We start from the raw sequence: 23361 nt of genomic DNA, 5'->3' as shown, positions 1-23361 counted from the left end.
AGAAACTTTAAAGCTGAATGATGTCCTTGATCAAATTTCCCTCATAAATTCCCTGTTTTATTGCGGAGCAGGCAATTAATGGGCTATTCCATTCGAATTGACTAGTGACTAGATCAATTTTTAGGTTGCCGATAAGCAGCTCTTTTTGGAGTTTCTGTTGAATTTGCTCAAACAAGATATGTTTAATGCGTAACAGTGGTGAATTAAACATAATTTTTTCAGTAGAAAAAATATTAATCAAATTCATCAGCACATACGCCAAGTTATCGCTGATATGATTTAAGATCAGCAGAGCAGCTTTATTTTCTTGTTCAACTTGTTCACATAAGTACTGAATTTTGTCGTGAGTGTGTGCAAAAGCATTCGGTAAATAGTGATCAATTAAGCGGACAATCGCAGGGAAAGTCACTTGATGATTAAGCTGATAACGTTGGATTTCATCGCAATCTTGAGGGGCTGCTACATCGCTTAATGCGCTGAACTTAGGCATTAGCATTTTATCTACATTCATTTTAGATTGTTGGTGGAGTAAGTTACCACGCAGTAAAACGCTTAAATTTATTGCATCATCAAGTTGTAGAAAAATCACATTATCGTTATTGATTAAGCTGCCAAGCGTTGATTCAGTAAGTAACCATAATTGGAAATGTTCATTTAATAGAATAGGGCAGTCAAATTGTGCTTTTAAGCTATCAACAAAAGTACATTTAATGTTGTTATCACCTAAGCGAGTGATTTTACTGTGTTCAGCGTTAATTTGCCCCAGTGTGCTAATTGAAACGGCTAAAATGTTATTAGTTTCGATTGGTGAATGCCAAAAAAAGTCGTTTAAACAGGTTTGTAAGAAGTTATCGAGTTGTGGATAATCATTCGCTAGAAGCGGATAGTGTTTGGTTTGCACTTGTTTGCCATTTAATTCGCATAATGAAATTTCTACACTGTCTGGTGAAATGGTAAAACAAAGCAATTGCCAAAAAAAGTTAGATACCGCCAAACCTACCGCGGGTCTGCCTCGAGAAGTATTATTTTGTACGGTGCGTTCTAAAATAAATTTATTATCAATGAGTGATTTTGTGAGGTTGGTAATTGAGGCTGGAGCTAAGCCAGAAAGTTTTGCAAGATCAGTACGGGAAATCAGTTCAAATTGTTCTACTAGTCGATAAATTGTACCAAGATGTTGAGTTTTATTATCAGAAATCATTGTATAATCCTTAAATTGAGCTATTCACCAAGAAGTGTAGCTATTAAAATCTATAAACATAAACACTCCAGAAGATAATTATTTTTGCTTCAATAACCTTGAAGTACAACCACTTTATTGTAATTCTGTGAACTAACTCACATAATTAATTTTATTTATTGAAGAAATTAACTAAAACGAGCATAAAAATGAATCAGACAATTCACTATATTTGGGTTGATACCAATCAAAAATTAGCCGATGTTTGCCAAAAAGCAGGTCAAAAATCAGCGGTTGCCTTAGATACAGAATTTATTCGTACCCGTACTTATTATCCTAAGGTTGGTCTGATTCAGCTCTTTGATGGCGAACAAGTTAGCCTTATAGATCCAACTACAATTGATGATTTTTCTGCTTTTATTGATTTATTAGCTAATCAGCAGGTGGTTAAGGTGTTACATGCTTGTAGTGAGGATCTAGAAGTGTTTCAACATCGCTTTAAACAATTACCTACACCGCTTGCGGATACACAAATTATGTCGGGTTTTGCGGGTGTGGGGGGGGCAATGGGCTTTGCCAAGTTGGTGGCACATTATTTGCAAATTGAATTAGATAAAGGTGCTTCTCGCACCGATTGGCTGGCTCGGCCATTAACGGAAGAGCAGTTGCAGTACGCCGCCGCAGATGTGTGGTATTTATTGCCGATTTATCAGCGTTTAGTGGTGGATCTTGATGGGACGCGTTGGCAAAATGCAGTAGCAGAAGAATGTTTAGCACTTTTGGAAAAACGCCAAAAATTGCCAAATAGTGCGAAAGCGTATAAAGAGATCTCAAATGCGTGGCGTTTAACTCCTGCAGAATTGGCAGTGTTACAAGTTGTGGCTAAATGGCGTCAAGAAGAAGCAGAAAAACGCGATTTAGCGCTGAATTTTGTGGTAAAAGAGCAAAGTTTATTAGAGATTGCTAAAATTCAGCCAAAACATACTTCTCAATTATTGGAATTTATGCATCCAAATGAAGTTCGTATTCATGGCAAAAAATTGTTATTGTTAGTAGAACAGGGCAAGAATATGGCGGTAGAGGATTATCCAGCCCCGATTTCTCGATTAGTTGATGAACCTGGTTATAAACATAGCTTAAAGTTATTGCAGCAAAAATTAGCGGAAATTCGCCCGCTTGATCTTGCGCCTGAATTATTAGCGAGTAAGCGGCAATTGAATCAATTATTTAGCTGGTCTATTCATGGACGAGATCCCGCAAAATTGCCAGAATTATTAAAAGGTTGGCGTGCAGAATTTGGGCAACAGTTATTCGCTGTTTTATAAATCTTACAATAATATCGAAAAGAGGAAAATTTACCGTAAACAAGCGGTTAAATTTTCCTTATTTTTTGCAAACTAGGTTAGACCAAGAGGTCTAAACCCTGTACAATTAGTCGCTAGCACAAAAAACTATAAAGGGTAAAAAATGGAACATAAAAAACTGCCTAAAGCATTAGATGCAATTGACTTAAAAATCCTAAACGAGCTACAACGTAACGGTAAAATCTCAAATATCGAATTATCCAAACGTGTAGGTTTATCGCCAACACCATGTTTAGAACGTGTAAAACGATTAGAAAAACAAAATGTAATTATGGGCTATCGCGCTTTGCTCAATCCAGAGTTACTCGAAGCTCCATTATTAGTGATTGTAGAAATCACTTTAGTGCGCGGTAAACCAGACGTGTTTGAAGAGTTTAACCGTGCAGTGCAACAGCTTGATGAAATTCAAGAATGCCATTTAGTTTCAGGTGATTTTGACTATTTACTGAAAACCCGTGTGGCAGATATGGCAGCGTATCGTAAATTATTAGGCACAACCTTACTCCGTTTACCTGGTGTGAATGACACTCGTACCTATGTAGTAATGGAAGAAGTAAAACAAACTAACTATCTCTTATTAAAATAAGGAGTAACTGTGATCGAACGATTTAAACCACGATTAAAAGGCAAAGAAAATATAATTAATCTCGCCCTTATTTTAGTGGGCTTATTTGGCTTTTATTTGATCGTGGCATGGGCAAGCTATAGCCCGTTAGATAACACTTGGAGTACTGCAAGCAGTGTGGTGGAACAAAAAGTGTTAAATAAAACTGGGCATTTTGGTGCTTGGACAATGGATCTTCTCTATGCTTTTTTAGGGAAAGTTGCTTTTATTGTGCCATTTACTTTATGTGGCGTATCAGTTTATTCATTGATTTTTCGCTTGGCGAATGAGTGGACATGGAAACATTTTTGTTTACGTTTTAGTAGCTTCGTTTTATTGCTAATTGGTTTAGCTGGGCTTGCAAGTGTGGTGTTATCGAATAGTGCCTATTATTTGGCGGGCGGTTTTATTGGCGGTATGTTCCAATCATTGTTAGCAAGTACGCTAGGGCAATTTGGTGCGCTGTTGGTTGCGATGACTTTTACTGCAATCGGTTTTTATTTTTGTTCTGGTCAATCGTTGTTGCTGCTATTTGCTCAATTTTATGATTGGATTGTCGCTAAGGACCAACATAAAGAGAGTACAGTAATAGATGAACAAAATCTGCAAAATTCAGCAGAAATTCGACCGCTTGAAACTGAATCAAACTCTACTGAAACGGAGGTTCAACAAGCAACATTGCAACAAGAAGAAAGCTCGCAATTTACGGATATTTCTGCGTTTAGTCGTCCGAAAATTAGTGGCTTAAGATCGAATTTTGAAGCGGTTGAAATTCGTGAAAATATCGAAACCACATCAGAAACAGAAGTAGCTGAACAAGCAATGTTTAATGTGGAAAGCGAATTAGCGTTACCTAAAATTAATATTCAGGGGGTCGAAAATACAGAGACCCCTGCTGTGCCTACATCAGAAATTTTTGAACAACCAACGGCAATTGAATTGCCTAAAATTCGTTTAAATCCGTCTATGGCTACTGTACTCGTGGACACCATTAATGAAACGGATGAATTTCAACAGGCATTAGCGCAGCAAGATGAGTTTGAAATTGCGGATGATAATGAAACAGCAGATGTAACGCTTGAATATCAAGATGCGAATCCACCGCTACCAGCGTTTGTACAAGAAGCTAAACCTGTGGTTCGCCTTCAGCCTGTGGTTGAGGATGAGCAAGAGGACTACGAAGCACAGTTAGCCAAAGAATTTGAACAAGCAGAGCAAGCTCGTTTAGCGCAAATGGAACAACGTGCTAAGGAGCGAGGCTTAGAACAGACGTTTGAGCAAATTGTAAATAGCAAACCAGAAATTGAAGTGACGCCTGAGGTGAAACTAGCGCCGCAAAAGGAAAATACCAGCGCAACACCTAATTATCCAAAAGGATATGGTGATACGTTAATTCATCCGTTATTACAGCGTAGCCATAAATTAGAAAAGCCGACCACGCCATTACCAACCATTGATTTGCTTGATCCAGCACCTCGTCAAACTCAGCAAATCACTGAGAGTGAGATTGTTGAAACTTCTCATCGCTTAGAAAATGCCTTGGCAAATTATGGGGTGAAAGCTACCGTGGAAGATGTATTGGTTGGCCCAGTGGTAACGCGTTATGAAATTAAACCAGCGGCGGGGATTAAAGCCGCTAAAGTAGTTGGATTAGCGAGTGATCTAGCGCGTGAACTAATGTTTAAAGCGATTCGTATCACAGATGTGGTACCAGGCAAACCTTATATGGGGATTGAAACGCCAAATAATAAACGTGAAACGGTTTGGTTGCGCGATGTGCTAGATAGTGAAGCATTCCGAAATAGCAACGCTATTTTACCAATGGCATTGGGTAAAGATATTAGTGGTGAGCCGATTGTCGTTGATATGGCGAAAATGCCACATTTATTAGTGGCAGGTCAAACAGGTGGCGGTAAATCGGTTGGGGTGAATACCATGATCTTAAGCCTATTATTTAAGCTTTCACCTGAGCAAGTTCGCTTTATTATGATCGACCCGAAAGTGGTGGAGCTATCAATCTATAATGATATTCCTCATCTATTAACGCCTGTTGTTACTGATATGAAAAAAGCAGCTAATGCTTTACGCTGGGCAGTCGAAGAAATGGAACGTCGTTATTTATTAGTTAGCCATTTGAATGTTCGTAATATTGAAGGCTATAACGATAAAATTGATCAAGCTATAGCAATGGACTATCCGATTCCTGACCCAACTTGGCGACCAGGTGATACGATGGATCAGCTTCCTCCTCCACTAGAGAAATTAAGCTACATTGTATTGGTTGTCGATGAATTTGCAGACTTAATGATGTCGGCAGGCAAAGAAGTTGAAGAATATATTATGCGTATTGCGCAGAAAGCTCGAGCGGTTGGTATTCACTTAATTCTTGCAACGCAACGCCCATCCACCGATGTTATCACAGGGGTGATTAAAGCGAATATTCCAAGTCGTATTGCGTTTACCGTAGCAAGTCAAATTGATTCTCGCACTATTTTAGATAGTGGTGGTGCTGAAGCATTGTTAGGGCGAGGCGATATGCTATATTCAGGTGCGGGTAGCCCAGATATTATTCGTATTCATGGTGCATTTATGAGTGATGAAGATGTACAACGTGTTGCGGATAACTGGCGTGCAAGGGGCAAACCACAATATTTAGAAAGTATTGTTGCTTCTCTTGAAGAAACGGAAAGTCCTGAACGAGTAGCAAGTTCGGATCTAGACCCACTGTTTGATGAAATCGTTGAATTTGTGGTAGAAAGTGGTGTTGCCTCTATTAGTGGTATTCAACGTCGTTTTTCATTAGGCTTCAACCGTGCCGCACGTATTGTTGATCAAATGGAAGCACAAGGCATTGTTTCAGAACAAGGCAAAAATGGCAAACGTGAGGTTTTAGCGAGATAATTAGCGACAACGTCACGAAAGCTGATTAAAAAAAGCGGTTAAATTCAAACAGAATTTTGCAAGTTTTGATTTGAATTTAACCGCTTTTTATTTATTTGGATTTAGAACGTAGAATTACTTGTAGGATATATCTTGATCTTCCGATAAAATTAACAGGTTTTAATTATTTCTATTTTGAGGAAAGCAATATGCGTTTAGATGATATTGAAAGAAGCACTAACGTAGAAGATCGCCGCGGAAAAGCTTCAGGTACAAGACGTTCAGGAGGTAAGAAAGGCGGTATTTTAGGGCTGATAATAGTTTTAATTGGCGCTTATTATGGCGTGGATTTAACGGGCATTATGGGCTATAGCGATAATGGTACTTATCAGCAACAAGCAGGTAGTAAACTGACTACTACTGAAGAAGATCAATTAGCAGAACTTTCAGCTAAGGTTTTAAAAACAACTGAGACCATTTGGGGAAATTATTTTAAACAAAATGGCTTAACGTATCGTAAACCCACTTTAGTTCTCTACCGTGGTGTTACACCCACAGCTTGTGGCACAGGGCAATCAGCAATGGGACCGTTTTACTGTCCAGCAGACCAAAAAGTTTATATTGATTTATCGTTTTATGATGATATGAGGTCACAATTAAAAGCTTCGGGTGATTTTGCTTTTTCTTATGTGATTGCACACGAAATTGGGCATCATGTACAGAATTTATTAGGCATCAGTGAGCAAACGCAAAAGGCACAACGTAACGCTCGTAATCAAGTAGAAGCGAATAAAATTTCAGTTAATGTGGAATTACAAGCAGACTGTTTTGCAGGCGTATGGGGCTATCAAATTCAGAAATCAGGTAGATTGGATGCAGGTGATGTTGAAGAAGCATTTGTTGCATCGCAAGCGGTAGGTGATGATCGTTTACAAAAACAAGCGCAAGGCTACGTTGTTCCAGATAGCTTTACGCATGGTTCATCCGCTGAACGTTTAGCGTGGTTCCGTAAAGGGTTACAATCAGGTAATCCATCGGTGTGTAACACTTTTTCGTACCGTTAAAATAGATAATGATTTTGTACTAGTAAAATAGTTCAAAAATCGTTTGACATTAGGGCATAATTCCATTAACGTATTTTCATTCACACCCTAATAACTTTTTAAAACGATAAGAGAGCACACAATGTCTTATAAAAATGATGATTTACGAATTACTAAGATTGAAGAACTTTTACCGCCAGTTGCACTTTTAGAGTGTTTTCCTGCCAGCGAAGTGGCAGCAGAAACAGTAGAAAAAGCACGCCAAGCGATTCATCGCATTATTCATGGTGCTGATGACCGTTTATTAGTCGTAATTGGTCCGTGTTCAATTCACGATCCTAAAGCAGCATTAGAATATGCAGAACGTATCAAAGTGCTTCGTGCCAATTCCAAAATTAATCAAAATCTTGAAGTCGTGATGCGAGTGTATTTTGAGAAACCTCGTACCACAGTAGGTTGGAAAGGTTTAATCAACGACCCATATCTAAATGAAACTTATGCATTAAATGACGGTTTACGCATTGCTCGTAAAGTATTATCTGATATAAATGATTTAACTGTGCCAGCAGCAGGTGAATTTTTAGATATGATCACGCCACAATACATGGCTGACTTTATGAGCTGGGGAGCAATTGGCGCTCGTACTACCGAATCACAGGTACACCGTGAATTAGCGTCAGGGTTATCTTGTGCAGTTGGTTTTAAGAATGCGACCAATGGTGGGGTAAAAATTGCGTTAGATGCAATTGCTTCGGCAGAAGCACCACATCACTTCTTATCTGTAACCAAATTTGGCCATTCGGCCATTGTTTCGACAGCGGGTAATCCAGATTGCCATATTATTTTACGCGGTGGCGATAATGGAACTAACTATGATGCTGCATCTGTCGCAAAAGTTTGTGCAGATATTGAGAAATCAGGGCGTCGTCCACACGTGATGATTGATTTCAGCCATGCAAATAGCCAAAAGCAATTTAAACGTCAAATGGATGTTTGTGCAGATGTATGCCAGCAAATTGCGAGTGGCTCGAACTTTATTTCAGGTGTGATGATTGAAAGTCATTTAGTTGAAGGTCGTCAAGAGCTTGGTGATGGCAATTTAGCTAATTTAGTTTATGGTCAAAGCGTAACAGATGCTTGTATCGGTTGGGAAGATAGCGAAAAAGCATTATTTGCATTAGCAGAAGCTGTTGAACAACGCCGTAATAAGCGTGCTTAGTCCCTCAATTTATTCGGAAAACACGGAAATAATAGGTTCGTAAAATTTTTTGCAAAACGAACCGCTTATTCCCGTGTTTTCTGTCGTTTTAAGGTAATAAATAATGAACAAAACCATTCTTGCTATTGATACTGCCACTGAGGCGTGTTCAGTCGCACTATTACATAACGGGCAGCTGACTTCATTAGATGAATTAAGCCCAAGAACACACACGCAACGCATTTTACCTATGGTGGATGAATTATTAACGCAAACAAATATTTCGTTGAAGCAGGTGGACGCATTAGCCTTTGGTAGAGGGCCTGGTAGTTTTACTGGGGTGAGAGTTGGCGTTGGTATTGCGCAAGGGCTTGCTATGGGCGCTAATTTGCCCGTAGTACCCGTTTCAAATTTATTAGCGATGGCGCAAGCAGCCTATGAAAAAACAGGCGCAACAAACGTAGTGGCGTTGATTGATGCTCGAATGAACGAAGTTTATTTCGCGCAATATGAGAGAGTAGGGCAGAGCTGGCAAGAAATTGTGGTTGAACAAGTTTGTGCACCAGAAAAAGCGATTAGCCAAATGCAAGTAAAAGATAGCATAGTTGTGGTTGGCACAGGTTGGGCTGCTTATCCGCAATTTGCTGAAGCAAATTTACCGCTTGTAGTGAGCGATATTATCTTACCTTCGGCGAAATCAATGATTACATTAGCAAACGCTGCGGTTGAGCAGGGAAGCGTATTATCTGCTTTGGAAATTGAGCCTGTCTATTTAAGAAATGAAGTAACATGGGAAAAGCTACCGCATAAACGTTAGTGCGGATCTCGTCAAAATTAAATTTGTAGAAATATACAAAAAGAAATAAAAGGCACGTTAAAATGACGTGCCTTTTTGTTTTTGTAAGATCCTACAAATGCGAAATTTAGCGGATTTTAGACCGCTTGCGGCAGTGTGTTTTATCTCGTTCATTAACGCTTACATAATAGCGATTACAGCAGGGGAGAGCATTGCTAGATAAGTGTTTGCTTACATTGTGTATAGTATAGATATTGGCTTGTTTGGGCGGGATTTGACTAGATCATAATACATCAAACAGCTTTTTACTTGCACTGTAAATAGATCGTTACACGGATCTAAGTTGAGCGGGCGCTTACATTGAGTATTTAGGTAAAAGAACAAGCGATCATCTTCGCAAAATATTCTGCAAAAATGACCGCTTGTAGAATTTGAGGGAGACTAGAGTTTATTTAACTTTTGTTTATAGTGATAACGACAAACGGATAGATATTTATCGTTACCACCGATTTGAATTTGATCACCATCGGCAATCGCTTCACCTTTTTCATTCATACGAATCACAAAATGCGCTTTTTTGCCACAATCACAAATCGTTTTAAGTTCTTGTAATTCGTCTGCCCACGCTAATAGGTATTGGCTTCCTTCGAATAGTTCACCCTGGAAATCGGTACGTAAGCCATAGCAAAGTACAGGAATTTTTAATTTATCTACCACATCTGTTAATTGATATACCTGCTGTTTTGTTAGGAATTGAGCTTCATCAATTAAGATACAGTGTAACGTTTTTTCTTGGTTAGCAAGCTGAATTTCATCAAATAAATTAGTTTCAGACTGAAATAATTGCGCTTGCTGAGAAATTCCGATACGAGAACTGACTTTACCAATACCGTAGCGGTCATCAATTGCTGCGGTATACACTAAGGTGTTCATGCCTCGTTCTTGGTAGTTATAAGAGGATTGAAGCAGGGTGGTTGATTTTCCTGCATTCATTGATGAGTAATAAAAATAGAGTTTTGCCATAATCTTACACAAATAAAAAACGGCTAATACGCATTAGCCGTTCTACAAAAAAGGAAAATTATACGTTGTCGATTTGACCTAAAAGTGAACGTAAACGGTCTTGGAAGCTTTGTTGTTCAGATTTTAATTGTTCAAATTCTTGGCGTAATGTTTCTTTTTCTTGTTCTACTGTATTGTTTTTCTCTTTTAATTCTTCAACTTCTAATTGAAGTAATTGAATGGTTTCTACAGCTTGTTTAATTTTTTCTTCAAGTTGGTCAAGAATTGATAATGACATAATTGGGTTCCCTCTTAAAACAGATATAAAGTGCAAGAATTATACCTCAGTTAGTTGTTGATTTCATTGAAAAGTTCATGGTTTTTGGAATTTTTCTTCATTTGCTGAATTTTTAGTAACGGAATCGTTTGCGAGCTGATAAAATATAGGTGATTTTGGTTATTTTATATAAGGAATATGGGATGAAACGTTCAATTGCTTTTGAGTTTTCTCGAGTAACAGAAGCTGCTGCATTAGCGGCTTATGAGTGGATTGGCAGAGGCGATAAAGACGCAGCGGATGATGCGGCAGTAAAAGCAATGCGCACAGTGATGAATAACATGGCGATCCGTGGCGAAATTGTGATTGGCGAAGGCGAAATTGATGAAGCGCCCATGCTATATATCGGTGAAAAAGTGGGGAGAGCCCAACCTGAAGATGATGAAATTGCAATTGCAGTCGATCCGATTGATGGAACTCGAATGACAGCAATGGGACAAGCAGGCGCATTAGCAGTATTAGCAGCGGGCGGTAAAGATACCTTTTTAAATGCGCCAGATATGTATATGGAAAAGCTTGTGGTTGATAGTGAAGCGAAAGGGATGATCGATTTGGATCTGCCACTTGAGCAAAATATTCGCCGTGTAGCGTCTAAAAAAGGCAAATTGCTTACGCAAATGACGGTAGCTATTCTGGCTAAACCTCGCCATGATGACATTATCAAAACCGTGCAAAAACTAGGGGTAAAAGTGATGGCGATTCCTGATGGTGACGTTGCAACGGCAGTGCAGTGTTGTTTGCCTGATAGCGATTTAGATTTAGTTTATGGTATTGGTGGTGCACCAGAAGGCGTAGTTGCAGCAGCTGCTGTACGTGCGCTAGGGGGAGATATGCAGGGGCGTTTAATTCCTCGTAATCAAGTAAAAGGCAATACTCCTGAAAACTTAGTTGCGGCAGAAAAAGAAGTAGCACGCTGTGCACAGATGAATGTATCTGTGAATCAGGTTTTAAAATTAGATGATTTAGTATGCGATGATAATGTGTTATTTGCAGCGACGGGTATTACTACAGGCGATCTATTAAAAGGTGTGCAACGTAAAGGTAGTATGATGTTTACCGAAACCTTATTAATTCGAGGTCGTTCTCGTACCATTCGCAAACTTGCTTCTTATCACGATATTTCTCGCTTGTCAGAAGACTAAAAACAAAAAAGTCGTATCTTTTCGATACGACTTTTTACTTTTAAGGACTGAACCTATCAGTTCGTCTTTGCATTGTTATGTTCTTTCTGAGATTAAGCAGGGTTATCAATATCAATAAATTCTACATCTAAACCGTATTCTTTTGCTAGCCATTCGCCGAGTGCTTTTATGCCATCTCGTTCGGTAGCATGGTGTCCACAAGCAAAATAATAAATACCTTGTTCTCGTGCAGAATGGGTGGTTTGTTCTGAAATTTCACCTGAAATAAATGCATCACAACCTTTACTTGCGGCTAAATCAATATAACCTTGCCCACCGCCTGTGCAGATACCGACTTTTTTGATTAATTTATGTGGATAATCCGCAATAAATTCATCACAGAGAATTGGTTTGCGATTTAGCGCTTGTTCTATGCGTTTAGCGAGTTCTTGTGCTGAAATTGGCGTTGCTAGCTCACCATATACAGGGATTGAATTTGGGTGGTCTTCTAAGCCTTGTAGATTAGTTACGCCTAATTTTGCGGCTAATTGTGCGTTATTACCGAGTTCTGGATGCACATCAAGCGGTAAATGATAACCAAACAGATTAATTTCATTCACTAATAGCTGTTTGATCCGTTTACCTTTCATGCCTCGAATACAAGGAGATTCGCTTTTCCAGAAATAGCCGTGATGAACTAAAATCGCATCGGCATTTTTCTTAATCGCTTTTTCAATCAAAGGCAAACTTGCGGTTACACCCGTAACAACACGCTGAATTTGCGTTTTACCCTCCACTTGCAAGCCATTCGGAGCGTAATCGCTAATCGTTTTGCTATTTAATTTTTCGTCAATAATTTGTTCAAGTTCGAGATTAGAAATTCCCATTTATTATTCCTTCTATGTTTAAACTAACAAGCGGTGACATTTATGCGGAAATTTGCAAATTTCTGGCAAAATTTGACCGCTTGTTATTTTATTCTTGTGCTAATGCGGTAATCGGGTTCAATTTAGAGGCGTTTTTCGCTGGCATATAGCCGAATACCACACCAATGAGCGTAGAGCAGAATACGGCTAACGCTACTGAGGTTGGCGATAATACCATTTGGAAATCAGAACCGAGTGTATTGAATGCCACAATAATTGCGATGGCAAATAAAATACCAATTATCCCGCCCAGTAAACAGATTAAAATCGCTTCAATTAAAAATTGTTGTAAAATATTACGCTGTTTTGCACCGATAGCCATACGAACGCCAATCTCTTTCGTTCGCTCTGTTACCGAAACTAACATAATATTCATGACGCCAATACCGCCAACCACTAATGAAATCATTGCAATCGATGAAATTAATAACTTCATCGTATTAGTTGTACTGGTAATAGTTTGTTTAATCGTATCGCTATTCATGATAAAGAAATCTTTTTTACCATGTTTGGCGGTTAATAATTCAGTAATGCTTTTTTCTGCGGTTTGGCTTTCAATATTATCTTTAACTTTTACAGTTAATGAATCGATATGTTTTTCACCAGAAATACGTTGCATTAGAGTGGTATAAGGAGCCCACATTTTTAAGCTGGTTTGATTCATATTATTCGATTCGGCTGCCAACCCGATGATCTTCAGCGGTTTTTTGTCCACTAAAATTACTTTGCCTTCAACAGGTTCGGTCAATCCCAGATCTTTTTTGGTGTTTTCATCAATCACTACAACTTGTGCAGAAAGCTGAACTTCTTCGGCATTAAAAAAGCGTCCAGAAATCATTTTAAGCCCTCTCACGTCCAAATATTGTTCGCCTACACCATTTACAGTTGCGGTAACATCAGTATTGCCATAAATAACGGTGGAACTTCGGTTACTTGAAGGCGTGGTGCTATCAACGAAGGCTTGTTTATTTAACATGGTGGCATCGCTAATCGTAAGATTTTTGGTTAAATTCGCTCGTCTGTCACCAAATCCTGTACCATTCATAATGGTCATAGTGTTAGTACCAAGATTGTTGATATTCGACAAAATTCGCTCTTGTGAGCCTTGTCCAAGTGCCACGACTGAAATCACAGACGTTATCCCAATCACAATACCCAGCATAGTGAGAAGTGCGCGTAGCTTATGTGCCATAATCGCACTGGTCGCCATTTTAAACGATTCGACCAGCTGATCAAAAAAGCGGGGTGGTTTATGTTCTCGCGTGGCAAGTTTCAACTCTTCTGAATAGGCTTGTTGGCGTTCATCACGAATAATTTGTCCGTCTTTTATTTCAATCACTCGGCTTGCGGTAGCTGCGATATTGGGATCGTGAGTGACCATAATAATGGTATGACCTTCGGCGTGTAAGTCTTGCAGAATTTGTAGCACTGTTTCACCACTTTTGGAGTCCAGGGCGCCTGTGGGTTCATCGGCAAGAATAATTTCACCGCCGTTCATCAAAGCTCGGGCAATACTCACACGTTGCTGCTGACCACCAGAAAGCTGATTTGGACGGTTGGCTGTTTTATCTGCCAAGCCAAGTTTATCTAGTAATTGATCGGCACGAGCTTTACGAGAGGCGCTATCCATACCTGCATAAATGGCGGGTAGTGCTACGTTTTCATTCGCAGTAAGCGCGGAAAGAAGATTATAACGTTGGAAAATAAAACCGAATTTGCGTTGGCGTAGGTTGGAAAGCTCATCGCTGCTCATTTGTTGGGTTTCTTTACCTGCAATGCGACAAATACCAGAGCTTGCGGTATCTAAACAGCCGATTATATTCATTAGCGTCGATTTACCCGATCCTGATGCACCAATAATGGCAACAAAATCACCTTGTTCAATCGTTAAATTCACATTTTTGAGAACGTGCGCTTTATTTTCGCCTGAACCAAAATATTTATTTAGATTTTCAATTTCAATTAATTTCATGATGTGTTTAAGATTCCGAGTAATAGTCAAATTTGCAAAAGAGCTAGACAAATTAATGTGGTTATAGGTTCGGTATTGTAGCTGATTTTTTGCAAAATTTGACCGCTTGCTTATTTCACTAAATATTGATGACGTTCTTGCATGAGATGAGTGAGAAACTCAATCAACACTTTTACTTTTGGTGACAAATAACGACGGTGTGGATACAAAATACTAATATCAATTGAATGTTGTTGGTATTGTGGTAACACTTCGACTAATTTGCCTGTGCTCAATTCTTCTTTTGCAAGGAAAAGTGGCAGATTGACAATGCCTTGTCCTGCTTTAGCCATTTGTAGTAGAGCATAGCCATTATTTGAAATTACATGTGCATTAGGTTTGAATTTGATTTTGTGGTCGCCGTCAATAAATAGCCATTGCTGATGAGATTCGTAGATTAAGCAACTATGTTGTGCTAACTGAGCAATGTTTTCAGGCATATCATGTTTAGCAATATAATCAGGTGAAGCGAGTAATGTCAGTTCTGATTTTGCGATTCGTTTTGCTACAATAGAGCTATCTTCAAGCGCTCCGATACGTAAAACTAAATCATAGCCTTCCGCCACTACATCGACACGGCGATCACTAAATTCAAGATTGAGCTGAATATTGGGGTAAGTAGCGATAAATTGACCTAAATAAGGTGCAACAAAACGCGAACCGAAGTCCATTGGCAGGGAAATTGTGATTTTTCCTTGTAATGTTGAGGTAATATTGCTTACACTATTCTCTGCATCTTTTAATTCGTTAAGAATCGGCAAGCAGCGTTGGTAGTAAAGTAACCCTGCTTCAGTTGGAGTGATCTTACGAGTTGTACGATGTAGTAATCTTACATTAAGATGTTCTTCAAGCTGAGCAATAAGTTTACTTGCCATCGCCAACGAAATTTGTTCAAGTTGTGCGGCTTGCGTAAAGCTTTGCGTTTCTATTACTCGGCAGAAAAGATTAATTGCATTGAGTTTGTCCATATTTCTTTCTTTAGTTATTGTCTTTTACTACTAAGCTTGATATTGTCGGCATATTTTGGGTCAATTAATCTGAAATTTCAACTTGAAAGAAATAAACTATAATATATTTCTTTAATTATTTACATTTTGGGTAGTTATTAATGGGAAAATCATTGGTTATTGTGGAGTCGCCAGCGAAAGCGAAGACAATCAATAAATATTTAGGTAGCGATTATGTCGTTAAATCAAGTGTAGGTCATATTCGTGATTTACCTAAAAGCGGTAGCGACAGCGAAAAAAATGAAAAAGCAAAACCGACTTCCACAAAAGGCATGACTGCGGAACAAAAAGCAAAATTAAAAGCAGAAAAAGATCGTGCCGCACTGGTAAAACGTATGGGGATCGATCCTTATCATGACTGGAAAGCAAATTATCAAGTGCTGCCAGATAAAGAAAAAGTGGTAGCAGAATTAAAATCATTAGCGAAAAAAGCTGATCATATTTACCTTGCAACCGACTTGGATAGAGAAGGGGAAGCGATTGCTTGGCATTTACGAGAAGTGATTGGCGGTGATGATGAGCGTTTTAGTCGTGTCGTATTTAATGAAATCACTAAAAATGCGATCCAGAAAGCGTTTGAAAAGCCAGATCATTTAAATATCGACCGAGTGAATGCGCAACAAACACGCCGTTTCTTAGACCGTGTTGTTGGCTTTATGGTCTCGCCTTTATTATGGAAAAAAGTTGCACGTGGCTTATCTGCAGGACGTGTACAATCTGTTGCGGTTAAATTGTTAGTAGAGCGTGAGCGTGAAATTAAAGCATTCCAACCTGAAGAATATTGGGAAATTTTAGCCAATACCCTCACTACAAAAGGGAAATTACCACTTGATTTAACCGCTTATAGAGGCAAAAAATTCTCGGCAAAAAATAAAAAACAGGCTGATGAGGTAGTCAAAGCGTTACAATGTAGTGATTTTATTGTTTCTGAAATTGATAAAAAGCCAACTTCATCAAAAGCAAGCCCACCATTTATTACTTCCACTTTACAACAGACGGCAAGTACCCGTTTGGGCTTTGGTGTGAAGAAAACTATGATGTTGGCTCAACGCTTATATGAAGCGGGCTACATTACCTATATGCGTACTGACTCAACCAATTTGAGCCAAGATGCATTGAATATGGCTCGAGGTTATATCGAACAGCAATTCGGTGCAGATTATTTGCCTGCAAAACCGAATTTCTATTCAAGTAAAGAAGGGGCGCAAGAAGCGCATGAAGCAATTCGTCCTTCTGATGTAAATGTGAAAATGTCTGATCTAAAGGGCATGGAAAAAGATGCAGAGCGTTTATACGACCTTATTTGGCGTCGTTTCTTAGCTTGCCAAATGACACCTGCTCGTTATGATTCAACCAGCCTTAGTGTAACGGCTGGCGATTATGAATTAAAAGCGAAAGGGCGTGTATTACGTTTTGATGGCTGGACAAAAGCACTTCCTGTACAAGGCAAAACCGCTGAAGATCAAGTGTTGCCAGAAGTTGCATTGAATGAAAAATTAACGCTTGAAGACGTTTTACCAAGCCAACATTTTACTAAACCACCAGCACGTTTTTCGGAAGCTGCATTAGTAAAAGAGTTGGAAAAACGTGGTATTGGACGTCCTTCAACTTATGCGGCAATTATTTCAACCATTCAAGAGCGCGGTTATGTACGCACTGAAAACCGTCGTTTTTATGCAGAAAAAATGGGTGAAATCGTGACTGATCGTTTAGACGAATCGTTTAGCGATTTAATGAACTACGATTTTACTGCCAATATGGAAGAAACCCTCGACCAAATTGCAGAAGGCAATAAAAATTGGAAAGAAGCACTCAATAATTTCTTCAAAGATTTCTCTGAGCAACTTAGCAAAGCGGAATTAGATGAATTAGAAGGCGGCATGAAGCCGAACGGCCTCGTTCCAACTGAAATTGATTGTCCAACTTGTGCAAGAAAAATGGCAATTCGTACCGCTTCTACAGGGGTATTCTTAGGTTGTACAGGCTATGCATTACCGCCGAAAGAGCGTTGCAAAACCACGATGAACCTGATTCCAGAAGCAGAATTGCTTAATGTGCTGGATGAGGAGTCTGAGGCAAAAGCTTTATTAGCGCGTAAACGTTGTCCAAAATGTGATTCAGCAATGGATAGCTATGTGATTGATCCTACTCGAAAATTACATATTTGCGGTAACAATCCAAACTGTGATGGCTATGTGCTAGAACAAGGTTCATTCAAAATTAAAGGCTATGATGGTCCAATTGTTGAATGTGATAAATGTGGTGCAGATATGCACTTAAAACTCGGACGTTTCGGCAAATACATGGGCTGTACCGCTTGTGATAATACCCGTAAGATTCTGAAGAATGGCGAGGTTGCTCCACCGCGTGAAGAGCCGACCCATTTCCCTGAATTAAAATGTGAAAAATCGGACGCATATTTTGTGCTACGAGATGGCGCAAGCGGTGTGTTTATGTCAGCACATAACTTCCCGAAATCGCGAGAAACTCGTGCGCCAAAAGTTGCAGAATTAGCACAATACCGTGAACGTTTACCAGAAAAATTGCAATATCTTGCCGATGCTCCGTTGCAAGATCCAGAAGGAAATGAAGCGATTATTCGCTTTAGTCGTAAAGAAAAACGTCAATACGTTACCTCTGAAAAAGATGGAAAAGCAACTAAATGGATCGTGGATTACCTAGATGGTAAATGGGTAGAACGTAAAAAATAATGAGTTCGTAAAGAAAAAAACACCGCAATGATCTGCACCCCAAAAGTTGGACTAAACAACCAACTCATTAAGGTGCAGATTTTTTATGGGATTTTACAACTCACTTGCGTTTTCGTTGCAAATATTGCACAAGTAATAAACGTAGGTTTTCCAGCCATTCTTTTTTGTTTTGTGCTTGTTCAGCTCGTTGCCACAAGTTTGCCAGCGCACCGTGATTACGAGGGTCTTGCCAGTAAAGGCGAGTCAGGCTAACGTAGCTGGTAGCAAAGGAACGTTGTGCAAAAGCGAAGCCGTGCAGATTTTGCCAATCTTTTTCGTCCATTTGGGGTTGTACAAGCGGTTGAATTTGTAAAAGATTTTGCAAGTTACTATAAAACGGCTGTAACGCCAAATCTCGTTCAAATTGCATCACTGCTTGTTGTACAAATTGCTGACCTTTTGCTGAAATTGGGTAGAGCATCATTGCACTGTGATAACCGCTACTGGCTTCTTTAGTTGGGGTAATTTGTACCAACTGAAAACCACACTGTTGCCAAAAATGCAAAAGGTGTTCAGTAAGCCCAAAACTGACTGAAACATAATCAAAAAGCGGTTGGATTTGTGGAATTTTTTGCAAAATAAATTCAGAAATCGACCGCTTGCCCATGCCTTGCTGTTGCCATGTTGGCTGAACCGCAATGCGAGAAATGCGCACAGATCGTAGCTGACAAGCCTCAATTAAATTGGCTTGATAGCATAAGTATTGTGCTACTAAATTGCCTTGTGGACGACGTTCGCCTCGCCAAATCGCTTCGCTTAATTCCTGAGCTAAACCGCCTTCAGGTACTGCCCAAATTCCCGCTAATAATTTACCATTTTCTGAAACTCGGTGGAAAATCTGATCTTGTGCATCAAATAAACGACGTAAATCGGTTGGAGTGGTTTTGTAATGCGCTTCTGCCAGCAAATGATAAAACTCAGCGTATGTATTTGCTTCCGTTGGTGGAGACATCACTAATAACTGATCGATAAATTGTTCAAGCGGGTCATCTTCGTGCCAACGTAACGCTTTTGTTAGTTGCCATTCTCTATATGGTTTGTTGAGTTGTTGGGTGAATTTTAAGCTAAAACCACGCCCTGTGCCTTCGTAATTATGTATTGTGGTGGTTAAAACCACTTTATCGAAATATGCACAGAGCTGATGCAAAATCGGCAATGGTAGGCTTGCTGCTTCATCAATAAATAACCAGCTATTCGGGCTAATTTGTGCTGTTGCAATTTTTTGCAAAAGATGATCGGGTGCAAAAAAGGGAATATCTTGCATAACCGATTTCCAAAAACTCGGTAACACCGAATGACTTCTAGCACTAATTAACACAGCTTCAGATTGCGCTAATTGCTGTGCTAATTTGCCCGCTAAGGTAGATTTTCCTCGCCCTCGAGGAGCGGTAATCAGATGAATTGCGGCAGGATCAAGCGGTAGTTTTTCTAAGATATTTTGCTGTTCTGCCGTGAGATTTTCAGCCTGAGAAAGGCTAGCAGTTATGGGCGAAAAATGTGTATCTACCAAATTTTGGTATAGAAAACCAAACTTGTGCGCTAGCGCTTTAAAATATTGGTAAAAATGCGGTGTGGCAATCATTTTACCTGCATTCCAACGTACAGAATCTGTATCAGGTTGTTGTTCTAATGTGTGCCATTCGGGGCAAATCAAATAGAGTGAACCTTGCGCCTGAATGGTACCAGCGATAATTGCTAAGGCGTCTAAGTTGAGGCTTACGCCGTTTGGTGTACGCATATCATAAATAGCGTAGGGGTGTTCTTGCCCTAAAAATTGTTTTGCCTTGGAAATATTTTCGTGATGAATAACAATGCCTCCGTCCAGTGGAGGCATTTCTGACAGAATGACTAATTTGCGCATTATTCTTCAATCACTTTTTCTGAAATATACGGATCTTCGAAGCCTAAACTTTTCATAATTTCAGTTTCTAAACCTTCCATTTCTTCTGCTTCAGCATCCTCAATATGATCATAGCCAAGTAGGTGTAGTGTGCCATGAATGGCCAAATGCGCCCAATGTGAAATGGTTGAGATTTGCTGTTCTTGCGCTTCTTTTTCAACCACTTGGCGGCAAATGATTAAATCGCCTAATAATGGCAACTCAATCTCTTCTGGTACTTCAAATGGAAACGAAAGCACGTTGGTCGGCTTGTCTTTGCCACGGTAGGTTAAGTTTAAGTTATGGCTTTCTGCTTCATCGACAATCCGAATAGTTAATTCAGTTTCAGGAAAGTCTTCGGTCTGTGCTTCATGTGCTAATGCACGTTGCACCCATTGCGTAAATTGTTCTAAAGAAGGGAGGTTTTCGCTATTTTCGCTCGCGATTTGTAAATCAATAATTGGGGTTGTCATAAATTCTCACATATAAAAACGGAATGTGTTATCGAATTATAAACTTTTCGACACATTCCGTGAATGAAGGTAATAAATTATTGCCATTTATCCGCTTCAAATTGGTCACTTTCACGACCTTCGATCCAACGCTCACCCTTTTGAGTGGTTTCTCGTTTCCAAAATGGCGCGCGGGTTTTGAGGTAGTCCATAATAAATTCGTTGGCATGGTAAGCATTGCCACGATGAGCAGAGCTTACACCGACCAACACGATTTCGTCGCCTGTATACAGTTGTCCGATACGGTGAATCACTGCAACACGTTGTAAATCCCAACGGCTACGTGCTTCATCTACAATTTCTTGTAAAGCTTTTTTGGTCATCGCAGGGTAGTGTTCTAAGTATAAACCCGACACATTATCGCCTAAATTCATATCTCGTACCTTGCCTACAAAGAGGGTGGTTGCGCCTACACTATGTGGTTCGCTAAGCCATTGGTAGATCTTATTTTGGTCAAATGCTTGTGGCTGAACTTCAATTAAAGTGGAATCCATTTAGCCCCCTGTTACAGGTGGGAAAAATGCCACTTCATCACCGTCTTGAATTGGGCTTTCGAGTGCTGAAATACTTTGGTTAATTGCGACTAATAATTTGCCCCTTTCTAGCGCCAGTTGCCATTTTTTGCCTTGTTGGCTTAAATGTTCGCGTAATTGTTCAGCAGTTGTAAATTCGGCGGATACGGTTAATGCATCTACACCAACCAATTCACGCACCTGTGCAAAAAATAAAACGTTAATCATATCTATCCTAAATTTGAATTATTCCGCGTTAAACTCGCCCGATTTTCCACCACTTTTATGCAGCAATCGAACATTTTCAATCACCATATCTTTTTGTACCGCTTTACACATATCGTAAATGGTGAGTGCCGCAACGCTGGCTGCGGTAAGCGCCTCCATTTCCACGCCTGTTTTACCTGTTAATTTACACAGTGATTCAATACGTACTTGGTTGGTGTCAGGTAATGCCTCAAGTTGTACTTCTACTTTAGAAAGGAGCAGTGGGTGGCAAAGTGGAATCAACTCCCAAGTTCGTTTTGCCGCTTGGATCCCTGCAATACGAGCGGTTGCAAATACATCACCTTTATGATGATTGCCAGATAAAATCATTTGTAGTGTTTCTGCATTCATTGAAACGAATGCTTCAGCACGTGCGACACGGATGGTTTCTTGTTTCATTGAAACATCTACCATATTGGCTTCACCGTGGGTGTTGATATGTGTGAATTGGTTCATATTTAGTATCTGTTTGATTCTATAAAATGTTTTTGAAATAAATAAAGTAAAAATGACCGCTTGTGTTCCCTTCTGAACCGCCTGAACGTGTTGCAATTTGTAGGAACATTTTTCTTGAGCAGTAGGCGAATCTAAAATGTTCCGTTAAGCAAATTTCAACTAAGTGAAGAAAAGCGGTGAAGTAGGGTTGCTTTTCTTTTGCAACGCAAAGAAAAGTAACAGGGAAACTTAGCCACCAATTGAAGCGAGGTTATTACGGACACCACTATTCCCAATATGCAAATAATGATGTTCTCGCTTGCCTTGTAAGGCGGCTTTTAAACGTGTTTCAAGTTGCGTTTGTTGTGATTCTTGAGTGAGTAAATCTCGTAAATCAATGCCTTCTTCACCGAATAAACAGAGATGTAATTTACCTAATGCTGAAACACGTAGGCGGTTACAGCTGGCGCAGAAGTTTTTTTCATACGGCATAATTAAGCCGATTTCACCTTGATAATCAGGATGAGCAAGAACTTTCGCAGGCCCGTCTGATAAAGCTTTAGGTTGAAGTTGCCAACCCTCAGCTAATAGTCGATTCATTACCGATTGCCCAGATAAATGTTGCACTTTAAAAAAGCTATCCATTTCCCCCGTTTCCATTAACTCAATAAAACGCATTTGAATCGGTTTATCTTTAATCCAAGCAAGAAATTTATCTAACTCAGGTGCGGTATATTGTTGCATTAACACTGCATTTACTTTGATTTTTTGGTAGCCGATTGCAAATGCTTTATCAATCCCTTTTAAGATCGATTGCAATTTGTTTTCACCTGTAATCAGTTGGAATTGGCGTGGATCAAGACTATCAACGCTGACATTAATATCAGTAATACCCGCTTGTTGCCATAGCGCTACATCACGTTCCATTCGGTAACCGTTGGTAGTGAGTGCGACTTTTTTAATGCCATCAGTTTGCGCAATATTGTGCGCAATTTCTAAAAAATCTTTGCGTAAAGTTGGTTCGCCACCTGTAATACGGACTTTTTCTGTACCAAGTGCAGCGAATGCGTACACAACACGCTGAATTTCAGATACGCTTAAAAATTGTTGCTTGTGTGAAGGCGGTTTATAGCCGTCAGGTAGACAATAATTACAGCGAAAATTGCAGACATCGGTAATAGATAATCGTAAATAAACATATTGTCGCTCAAAACGATCAATCAGCTGAGATACGTTATCTGTACCAACATTTTTAATTGGAATGGATTGCATTGGACACCTTTCTAAACACGAGAGGAACAACAATTTCTTGAAATTCCCTTGAACTAGCTAAGCTAATTACAGGCATTGCTTCCATATTCTTACAAACAAGTGGTCAAATTTTGCAATTAACTCAAAGTAAGAGGTTAGGTTTACAAGCTCGGAGTCATTGATAACTATGGCGCATTGTAGAGGTCGGAGAGGTTTTACGCAATAGTCCAAAAGAAGTATTGCATATATACAGCTTAGTTTATATACAAAGTTTACAAAAGTTGAT

The 23361-nt window shown here is 39.4% G+C and carries 20 protein-coding genes and 1 riboswitch; of the genes, 8 read left to right on the top strand and 12 right to left on the bottom strand.

Features of this window, described 5'->3' with window-relative positions; all coding sequences use genetic code 11:
- Window positions 1–7 precede the first annotated feature (7 nt).
- The gene (locus F8M47_RS08910) at window positions 8–1201 is read right to left on the bottom strand and encodes an ROK family protein (RefSeq protein WP_150539752.1); all 1194 of its coding nucleotides are present in this window, start codon (window positions 1199–1201) and stop codon (window positions 8–10) included.
- A gap of 188 nt (window positions 1202–1389) precedes the next feature.
- Here F8M47_RS08910 and rnd point away from each other — a divergent pair, with 188 nt between their 5' ends.
- The 6 genes from rnd to tsaB all read left to right on the top strand — a co-directional run bounded on the left by rnd (window position 1390) and on the right by tsaB (window position 9086).
- Window positions 1390–2505 (top strand): ribonuclease D, encoded by a 1116-nt coding sequence (gene rnd / locus F8M47_RS08905; protein WP_150539751.1) that lies wholly within the window; start codon window positions 1390–1392, stop codon window positions 2503–2505.
- Between the two features lie 142 nt (window positions 2506–2647).
- The gene (gene lrp, locus F8M47_RS08900) at window positions 2648–3130 is read left to right on the top strand and encodes a leucine-responsive transcriptional regulator Lrp (protein WP_005596879.1); all 483 of its coding nucleotides are present in this window, start codon (window positions 2648–2650) and stop codon (window positions 3128–3130) included.
- 9 nt (window positions 3131–3139) lie between these two features.
- Complete coding sequence (locus F8M47_RS08895; protein ID WP_150539750.1) at window positions 3140–6049, top strand: DNA translocase FtsK; 2910 nt, start codon at window positions 3140–3142, stop codon at window positions 6047–6049.
- Window positions 6050–6237: 188 nt separating this feature from the next.
- Complete coding sequence (gene ypfJ / locus F8M47_RS08890) at window positions 6238–7092, top strand: KPN_02809 family neutral zinc metallopeptidase (RefSeq protein WP_150539749.1); 855 nt, start codon at window positions 6238–6240, stop codon at window positions 7090–7092.
- A gap of 121 nt (window positions 7093–7213) precedes the next feature.
- Complete coding sequence (gene aroG / locus F8M47_RS08885; RefSeq protein WP_150539748.1) at window positions 7214–8290, top strand: 3-deoxy-7-phosphoheptulonate synthase AroG; 1077 nt, start codon at window positions 7214–7216, stop codon at window positions 8288–8290.
- A 103-nt stretch (window positions 8291–8393) separates the two neighbouring features.
- Entirely contained in the window at window positions 8394–9086 is a 693-nt protein-coding gene (gene tsaB / locus F8M47_RS08880) for a tRNA (adenosine(37)-N6)-threonylcarbamoyltransferase complex dimerization subunit type 1 TsaB (RefSeq protein WP_150539747.1), read from the top strand.
- Window positions 9087–9506: 420 nt separating this feature from the next.
- Here the strand turns inward: tsaB and F8M47_RS08875 are convergent, their stop codons facing one another.
- Together F8M47_RS08875 and zapB are read right to left on the bottom strand one after the other, a co-directional pair.
- The gene (locus F8M47_RS08875; RefSeq protein WP_150539746.1) at window positions 9507–10088 is read right to left on the bottom strand and encodes a thymidine kinase; all 582 of its coding nucleotides are present in this window, start codon (window positions 10086–10088) and stop codon (window positions 9507–9509) included.
- A gap of 58 nt (window positions 10089–10146) precedes the next feature.
- Window positions 10147–10365: a cell division protein ZapB gene (zapB, locus tag F8M47_RS08870; RefSeq protein ID WP_018650966.1), complete on the bottom strand. Its 219-nt coding sequence runs from the start codon at window positions 10363–10365 to the stop codon at window positions 10147–10149.
- A gap of 182 nt (window positions 10366–10547) precedes the next feature.
- Between zapB and glpX the strand changes: the two genes are divergently transcribed.
- Entirely contained in the window at window positions 10548–11546 is a 999-nt protein-coding gene (glpX, locus tag F8M47_RS08865; protein ID WP_150539745.1) for a class II fructose-bisphosphatase, read from the top strand.
- 92 nt (window positions 11547–11638) lie between these two features.
- On the opposite strand, the gene F8M47_RS08860 is transcribed toward glpX, so the two are convergent.
- The 3 genes from F8M47_RS08860 to F8M47_RS08850 all read right to left on the bottom strand — a co-directional run bounded on the left by F8M47_RS08860 (window position 11639) and on the right by F8M47_RS08850 (window position 15430).
- Window positions 11639–12412, bottom strand: coding sequence for a Nif3-like dinuclear metal center hexameric protein (locus F8M47_RS08860; protein WP_150539744.1), 774 nt, complete (start codon window positions 12410–12412; stop codon window positions 11639–11641).
- A gap of 88 nt (window positions 12413–12500) precedes the next feature.
- Complete coding sequence (locus F8M47_RS08855; protein WP_150539743.1) at window positions 12501–14423, bottom strand: MacB family efflux pump subunit; 1923 nt, start codon at window positions 14421–14423, stop codon at window positions 12501–12503.
- A 110-nt stretch (window positions 14424–14533) separates the two neighbouring features.
- The gene (locus F8M47_RS08850; protein WP_150539742.1) at window positions 14534–15430 is read right to left on the bottom strand and encodes a LysR family transcriptional regulator; all 897 of its coding nucleotides are present in this window, start codon (window positions 15428–15430) and stop codon (window positions 14534–14536) included.
- Between the two features lie 140 nt (window positions 15431–15570).
- Here F8M47_RS08850 and topA point away from each other — a divergent pair, with 140 nt between their 5' ends.
- A complete protein-coding gene (gene topA, locus F8M47_RS08845; protein WP_150539741.1) occupies window positions 15571–18180 on the top strand; it encodes a type I DNA topoisomerase in 2610 nt (869 codons plus the stop codon).
- A 100-nt stretch (window positions 18181–18280) separates the two neighbouring features.
- Here the strand turns inward: topA and F8M47_RS08840 are convergent, their stop codons facing one another.
- From F8M47_RS08840 to moaA, 6 genes are all read right to left on the bottom strand, one after another.
- Complete coding sequence (locus F8M47_RS08840) at window positions 18281–20080, bottom strand: tRNA(Met) cytidine acetyltransferase TmcA domain-containing protein (protein ID WP_150539740.1); 1800 nt, start codon at window positions 20078–20080, stop codon at window positions 18281–18283.
- On the bottom strand, window positions 20080–20571 hold the full coding sequence (gene ybeY / locus F8M47_RS08835; protein ID WP_150539739.1) for an rRNA maturation RNase YbeY: 492 nt from the start codon (window positions 20569–20571) through the stop codon (window positions 20080–20082). The genes F8M47_RS08840 and ybeY overlap by 1 nt, the downstream gene beginning before the upstream one ends.
- Window positions 20572–20648: 77 nt before the next feature.
- Complete coding sequence (moaE, locus tag F8M47_RS08830) at window positions 20649–21104, bottom strand: molybdopterin synthase catalytic subunit MoaE (RefSeq protein WP_150539738.1); 456 nt, start codon at window positions 21102–21104, stop codon at window positions 20649–20651.
- A complete protein-coding gene (gene moaD, locus F8M47_RS08825; RefSeq protein WP_150539737.1) occupies window positions 21105–21350 on the bottom strand; it encodes a molybdopterin synthase sulfur carrier subunit in 246 nt (81 codons plus the stop codon).
- An 18-nt stretch (window positions 21351–21368) separates the two neighbouring features.
- A complete protein-coding gene (gene moaC, locus F8M47_RS08820) occupies window positions 21369–21845 on the bottom strand; it encodes a cyclic pyranopterin monophosphate synthase MoaC (RefSeq protein WP_150539736.1) in 477 nt (158 codons plus the stop codon).
- A 228-nt stretch (window positions 21846–22073) separates the two neighbouring features.
- Window positions 22074–23096, bottom strand: coding sequence for a GTP 3',8-cyclase MoaA (moaA, locus tag F8M47_RS08815; RefSeq protein WP_150539735.1), 1023 nt, complete (start codon window positions 23094–23096; stop codon window positions 22074–22076).
- A riboswitch (molybdenum cofactor riboswitch) is annotated at window positions 23085–23262 on the bottom strand. It overlaps the preceding gene by 12 nt.
- Window positions 23263–23361: the final 99 nt, after the last annotated feature.

Source organism: Actinobacillus vicugnae (genome assembly GCF_901687125.1).
Taxonomy (GTDB): domain Bacteria; phylum Pseudomonadota; class Gammaproteobacteria; order Enterobacterales; family Pasteurellaceae; genus Actinobacillus; species Actinobacillus vicugnae.
Note: the sequence above shows the minus strand (reverse complement) of the source record. Positions and strands in the feature narration are given on the sequence as shown.